The 1,801-nt window shown below is 59.2% G+C and carries 2 pseudogenes; both read right to left on the bottom strand.

From position 1 onward, the window contains the following. Positions 1–1,310, bottom strand: a pseudogene (locus H5U08_RS17605) (hypothetical protein); the annotation flags it as partial. An 84-nt stretch (positions 1,311–1,394) separates the two neighbouring features. Further along, positions 1,395–1,801, bottom strand: a pseudogene (locus H5U08_RS17600) (hypothetical protein); the annotation flags it as partial.

Below are 1,801 nucleotides of genomic sequence, written 5' to 3'. Positions count from 1 at the left end.
TAGTCCCCATAACAGAAAAAGAGCAGAAGCAACATGGCGGCGACAAACGACGGGATGGAATAGAGCAGAAAGAGCGTCAGACTGATAGCGCGATCCGTCAGGGTGTTCCGTTTGACGGCGGCAATGATCCCGGCGGGGATGGCGATCAGGTAGGTGACCAGCTCGGCCATCAACATGAGCGGTGCCGAGACGATCACCGCGTTCCAGATCTTGGTGGCGACGGGTTCCCGCGTTTTGGTGGCGGATCGGCCGAACTGGAATGTCACCAGCCGCCATACCATGTGGGCATACTGGGTGTCTGTGAATACGTAGGCCAGCCGGAGGAGAAAGGGCGGCTCGTAGCGCTGCCGGTAAAGCTCGTAATGGGCGATCCAGTTCTCTGCCACTTCGTCCACGAGAGATTCTGGAGCATCGGATGGCACATCCAGCCGAAGCGGTTCGCGGACCAGTCGCCGCAGGGCCAGGCTGGCCACAAATTTTTCCCGAAGGGTTGAATCACCCAGAAGTTTTTCAGCGAAAAACCGTACCGTCTGCGGATCAAGGTAATCGAGCTCTTCCAGAAGTTGATTCTGGGACATCTGGCAGAGGGCGTGGAAACGAGATTCCAGCTCGGCACGTTCGGTGCTGCTCAAAGGCCGGGTGGTGGCCTCCGCCCGCCTCCACCACAGCCGCCATGCTCCAACCACGTACGGCGTTTCCTCCTCTCGCGGACGGGCGGAATACGTGAACACAAACGGTTCCACCACCATGGAATTCAAAGCATGGATGAGCCCGATTTTGACCTGCCGATCCACATCCGGGGACTGGAGCAGCCGGACGGCGAAGGGGACACCGTGATGGCCCAGGTCCTCGCAAAAAACCTGCACGTAGGCTGCCACAGCCTGGGCCAGACGGGCGTGTTCGGCGAGATCTTGCAGTCGCGTGCGAAACCGGGGAATCCCCAGCGAACGGAGAAACGCCAGACGTTCGGGACCTTTCGGCAGACGTGTCGGATCCCGGGCAAGCACCGCGAGTTCGGCGACGATCTGGGATTCGCTGGCGGCCCGATAGTACCCAGCCCAGTACACCGCCTGTGAATAATCACGAAAATACCGGAAGTTAAGCAAAAGCGGCCGATCGAGCTTGAGGTCCCGTTTTTGGATGAGATAGGCCTCGCGCGTTTGGGTGGTCTGGCCGGCCAGCCCCGTGGCCCCAAGCTGCATGAGCAGCGGGTCTCCCGGCGCCAGTTGCATGATGCAGAACGACACCACCGTGATCCCGAACAGGGTGGGGATCATCAATAGGAGGCGGCGGACGATGTAGCTCCACACGGGTCGCTGAACTCTCCTCAGCAGGTCAAGCCGGATATCACGAAACTGCGGGGACGACCGTACATCCTCCTCGCCCCCCGGGCATCACGGTCCCAGGGCACGCGGTCGGGATGCATACCATTCTCGGCTGTCGTAACACGGACGAATCTTGTAGAACTTGATGTTTTGCAGCCGGGTGTCGTACCCTCCCGTCGCCCGATCTGTGAACAGGAAGGTGTAGGGCTGATCTTCGTAAATCCGTCGGTGGATCTGCTTGTAAAGTTCATGCTGCTTTTCCTCGTCCATCGTGACACGCAGTTCCTCGATCAGCTTGTCCACCTCCGGGTTGCGATAGGCCACATGATTGGAGCTGTCAGGAATCTCCGCCTGGCTGGAGTGCCACAGTTGGAAGGGATCCTGTTTCCAGGACAGAGCCCAGCCCAGCATGGCTGCTTCATACTCGCGTTTGCGGAGTTTTTGCAAAATCAGATTCCACTTGGTCGGCGCGATCT

This window comes from Thermogutta sp., from assembly GCF_014359955.1.
Classification (GTDB): Bacteria; Planctomycetota; Planctomycetia; order Pirellulales; family Thermoguttaceae; genus Thermogutta.
The sequence above is the reverse complement of the archived record's forward strand: the minus strand, read 5'-3'. Positions and strand labels throughout refer to the sequence as shown.